The organism is Kamptonema animale CS-326 (assembly GCF_028330895.1).
GTDB classification, from domain to species: domain Bacteria; phylum Cyanobacteriota; class Cyanobacteriia; order Cyanobacteriales; family Microcoleaceae; genus Kamptonema; species Kamptonema formosum.
This window is the reverse complement of the sequence record NZ_JAQMUA010000154.1, coordinates 1-5,115: the sequence shown is the minus strand read 5'-3', so window position 1 is coordinate 5,115 and position 5,115 is coordinate 1. Positions and strand designations below refer to the sequence as shown.

Genomic DNA, 5,115 nt, shown 5'->3' with positions numbered 1-5,115 from the left:
TTCCCTCTTCCTTCTTCCTTCTTCCTTCGAGTCACGATGGACGAACAACGCCGCGAAACTGACTTTAATATGCTCCGAGTGCTACTGGACTTTTCTAGCGATACAGGAACAGAATTAATTTTGAGTGCCGACTCAGATTTAATCGACTACGGGTTAGTACAAACACTGTACCTGGCAGTGCCGTCCCTAACGCAAGAGGGGCTAGTCAATGCTGCTAAATTTTTCCAAAATTTGCTTGCTCCTTTGGAAGAAGCGATGATGGCATCCATTGGCGCTGCAACTCCAGAACAGTATCTCACTTTTCTAGGGGAAGTATTGCAGGCAGTAGCTTACAATTCTGAACCGCAAGCAATTTATCCGTTACTGTCTGCCAATTTAGATAAGTTGGATTACCATTTTGCCCAACTGTTGCACAGTTGGGCAACTGCAATCTTACCGGAAGCTGAACCCGCACAGGCGAGACGGATTGCGGCTCAGATCGGTAATTTGAGTATTATTATTGGGCGGTTCCCCCTGGGTAGCAGGGCGAACAATTTAGAAATTGAAATTGCAGGTTATGAAGTAGTAGCAACTGTTTTTACCCGCGAGGAGTTCCCGGAACAGTGGGCTACGCTGCAAAATAATCTGGGCAATGCTTATAGCGATCGCATTAAAGGAGAACGAGCCCTGAATCTGGAACGAGCGATCGCTTGTTTTGAAAATGCTTTAGAAGTACGGACTCCCGCAGAATACCCGGAACAGTGGGCAACGCTACAAAATAATCTGGGCAATGCTTACAGCGATCGCATCAAAGGTTTTACCGCCGATAACCTAGAACTGGCAGTCACCTGCTATCAAAACGCTTTACAGGTGCGAGCTCGCGATACTTTCCCCAAAGAGTGGGCAACAACTCAAAATAATCTCGGTCGCGCCTACAGCCGCCGCTTAAGAGGAGAGCCAACTGATAATTTAGAATTGGCAATAGCTTGCTATCAAAGCGCCTTGCAAGTTTACAATCGTAAGTCCTTTCCCCGTCGTTGGGCGACAACACAAAATAATTTAGCAAACGCTTATAGTGAAAGACTGCAAGGTAGTCGCGCTGATAATTTGGAACAAGCTATAGAGTGCTATCAAAAGGCTTTACAGGTGCGGACTCGCGAGAGCTTACCGGCACAGTGGGCGACTACTCAGCATAATTTAGGTCGAGTTTTTAGCGAACGAATTAAAGGAGATCGATCGGAGAATTTGGAAGCGGCGATCGCTTGTTACCGCAATGCTTTACAAGTTCACAGCCGCACCAAGTTTCCCGATCGCTGGGCGACAATTCAAACTTATCTGGGCAAAGCTTATAATCAGCGACTCAAAGGAGATCGAGCCCAAAATATAGAAGCAGCGATCGCCTGCTATCAAAAAGCCTTGCAAGTATATTCAAAATCAAAATCTCCAGATCGCTGGGCGATGCTACATACTTATTTAGGTCGGGCTTTGAGCGAACATAAGAAAGGAGAAAAAGCCCGCAACCTCAAAAGTGCGATCGTCTGTTATCAAAATGCTTGTGCAATTTATACCCGTTCGGGCTCTCCCGATCGCTGGGCAATGCTGCAATCATATCTCGGTCGAGCCTTTGGCGAGTTGATGCTGGGTAACAGACCTGAACATCTTAAAAAAGCAGTCAGTTGTTATGACAAGGCCCTGGAAGTCTACACGCGAGAAGCTCATCCCCACAGCCACGCCAAAACCTTATTTTACCAAGGCCTCGCCTACCAAGCCCAGGGGGAATTGCTGCTAGCTTACAACACTTTTGCCTCGGCTGTGGAAACAGTGGAATTCCTACGCGGAGAACGCAGAGGGGGGAGCGATCGCGAAGCCAGTACCCTGCAAAAATTAGCTCAAACCTGGACTGTGCTTTACAAATCTCTGGTGGAAGTCTGTCTGGAACTAGGAGCTAACCAATCTCATTACTACGCCAAAGCCCTAGAATATACGCAGCGCTACAAAGCTCGCAGTCTGGTGGAACTCCTCGCCCATGACTCCTTAACTCCCAAAGCAGAACTTCCCCAATACGTCCAAGATGAGTTGGTTTTGCTACGACAGGAAATAGCTACAGAACAGCAGCGAGTCGATGGGGGAGCGAAGCTGGAAGTCAATATTAGCGGTAGTTCAGGGGCAGAAAGACCGGATCTGAATAATTCCTCAATGCCTCTGAGTGTGGACTTCACCCGCTTAACTCAATTGTGGCATCAGTTGGACGAGTTGATTTCCCGCGAGATAGTGTCTTTTGACCCGTATTTTAGCAGCACTCAAAAAGTGGAGGCGATCGCCTTTGAACAAATTCAGGAATTATTACCAGATCGGAATTGTGCGATCGTCGAGTGGGCAAACTTAGAGGAAATGTTGATTTGTTTTATTATCCTCCCTGAAGTCGAACATCCTCTGGTTTGGGTTTGTCCGCCAGAAAATGCAAATGCTTTGGAAGATTGGGCCGCCGAATATTTGAGTGCTTATTCCGAACAAAAAGGCCGTTGGGTAAATCAACTAGCAGCTCGATTGACCCGCCTAGCGGAACTTTTACAAATCGATCGGATTGTAGAGCGCATTCCCGAACATTGCGATCGCTTGATTGCGATCGGACACCGATTTTTGCACCTGCTACCGATTCATGCTTTGCCTTTGGGAAGTGAGGGAGAGGGGGAGCGGGGGAGCAGAGGAGATGGGGAGCAGGGGAGCAGGGGAGCAGAGGAGCAGAGGAGCAGAGGAGCTCTTGAGCTCTTGAGCGGGGGAGCAGAGGGGAAATCTTCGTCTTTCCTATTCCCTCTCCCCATCTCCCCCGCCCCCCCGCTCCCCTGCTCCCCATCTTCCTCATCTTCCTCATCTCCTCAATATTTAATTGACAGATTTTCCAGAGGTATTCGCTATGCTCCAAGTTGTCAAATGTTGCGCCTGAGCCAAATTGGGCGGCGTAATCTCCGAGGGACTTCGCCAGTGCGGGAACTCTTTGCTGTTCAGAATTTTACTAAAGATGCGATCTATAGCAATCTGGAAATGAGCGCGATTCGTCAGCATTTCCCAAGTACAGAAACTTTAGGGGATAGAATTGGGGTAAAAGAGGCACTTTATCAATTAATTGGGGTTGGCGATCGCCAGCTCATTCAAAGAGAGCAACAGCAACAGAGTATTGGCATCCACTTCGCCTGTCAGAGTTTGTTAAATTTTGAACATCCTTTGCAATCGGCTTTGTTTTTTGGTAAGGACTCTCTAACATTGGAGGAAATTTTTAATCTCGACTTGCGCCAATGTCGATTACTGACTCTCTCCGGTTGTGAAACTGGCGCTGGGGAGGTAAAAAATATTATTGATTGTGTTAGCTTGACAGCGGGTTTGATGTATGCTGGCACTCCCAGTATTGTCAGTAGTCTTTGGAAAGTGAGCGACGTTTCGACATTGTTTTTGATCGGCAAGTTTTACGACAATCTCAGTCAGCTTCAGAGAATACAGGTGGGAGATATTGCGATCGCGCTTAATTCTGCTCAGAAATGGCTTCGAGATTTAACTAGCGAGGAATTTGAAACTTTATTGAGCGATTTTCAAAGTCAAATTACACAAATCTTTGCTCAGTTACCCCAAGGACAACGCTTGATCGCGGAAGCATCTTTGCAGCAAACACGCAATCGCAAACCTTGCCCTTTTGCTAATCCCTATCATTGGGCTGCTTTTACTGCTACAGGGGTTTAATCTTAGGACGTAGGCAAAAGTATAGCCATTGCTTTCGTCGGTTAAGACTTAGCATATTGTTGGAGTTAAGTCACAATCCAAAACTGCCAGAAAGGACGAGAAAAAGAGCAGAAGTTTTGTGCTTAAATACCAAAGGCTGGACAGTTAATCAAATAGCTGATTGGAGAAGCGCTCAAGTAGGTTATCAGCTTCAGCATTTTAAACTCAACTCAAACTGTATAAATGTACAAAGCCAAAATGAATAGGTTTTTAACGTTTAATTATACCCGCCTACTTACCTCATCTTCGGGAGACTTATACTTTGAGCCATCAGGCATAACAGCGCCTGCGAGCAAAGCACCACTCAAGTCCGAAATGCTAACTTTAGCACCTTTGAGATTTGCACCGCTTAGGTAGGCACCTTTGAGATTTGCACCACTCAAACTAGCATTTTTCAAATTGACACCGCTCATATTTGCGTTGCTCAAGTCCGCACAAATTAAACTAGCGTCACTGAGGTTGGCATTACTGAGATTAACCTGACTCAAGCGAGCAAAATCTAGCTTGGCATGGCTGAGATTTGCACCCGCAAGTTTAGCTTGACTGAGGTTAGCATTATCGAGGTTGGCATGGCTCAAATTTGCATTACTGAGATCGGTGTTAGTCAAATTGGCTGCACTCAGATTGGCCCCAGAGAGATTAATAGCTATTAACTCTGCATCAGGAGAATCCAAACCTCTGAGAGAAACACCATCTTCATTCAAATCTTGGAGTGCCAAAATTCTTGCATAGCTAACTTTTACGCTGTGTGCTGCATCAACTGTACTCCAAGCTTGGTAGTGAAATTGCTTTCTGCGATCCGGTGCTTCTTTAATGAATAAAACTAAAGCAACGACAAGACTGAGAGCATCAGCACCCTCCAAAATCTCTGCCAGCAGAGAATTTTCCTCCGCGTTTACATAAATTGTGATGAACAAAACGGCTGAAACAGCAGCAACTAACCAAGCTGGTTGTTTCCAAAAATTATCAATGAATTTGTCTAAAATTCCTTTGAGAACTTCACCCAATCGCTGAACGAATGATTGACTTTGAAATTGTTGATAACCATCAGTTATTTTCGAGAGCATTTTTTGGATAATTTCACCATCCAACTGAATTGGTACTAAAGGCTTTTTCTGTTCCTCGGTTGGCGGTGCAAGCGGCTTAGATTCGTTCAGTAATTGTGTCTTTGATTTTTTTGGCTGATTGTGGGTGACATCTTTTTTTTCATCTGCAACAACCTTTGGTGAAGAATCTACACCTGCGCCCTTTAACATCAAAGCAGTAATTGCTCTGTAGGCATCTGTCCACGCCTGCTTTACTTCGGGAGTCCAATCTTCTTGGAGAGACTGCTCAAAAGCCATCAGCAGTGCGTCTCCAACTGGA

2 protein-coding genes are annotated in these 5,115 nt (G+C 45.7%); one reads left to right on the top strand and one right to left on the bottom strand.

Annotated features, from left to right (window positions below; all coding sequences use genetic code 11):
- Positions 1–36 precede the first annotated feature (36 nt).
- Positions 37–3,711 carry a CHAT domain-containing protein gene (locus PN499_RS09110; RefSeq protein WP_272031483.1) on the top strand — a complete coding sequence of 1,225 codons (3,675 nt, stop codon included), beginning with the start codon at positions 37–39 and terminating at the stop codon, positions 3,709–3,711.
- Positions 3,712–3,971: 260 nt separating this feature from the next.
- On the opposite strand, the gene PN499_RS09105 is transcribed toward PN499_RS09110, so the two are convergent.
- A partial coding sequence (locus tag PN499_RS09105; protein ID WP_272031482.1) for a pentapeptide repeat-containing protein occupies positions 3,972–5,115 on the bottom strand: 1,144 nt, incomplete at its 5' end.

Bases quoted from the DNA above. Each gene is read 5' to 3' on its own strand.
- PN499_RS09110 (WP_272031483.1), top strand. From the start codon at position 37: ATGGACGAACAACGCCGCGAAACTGACTTTAATATGCTCCGAGTGCTA.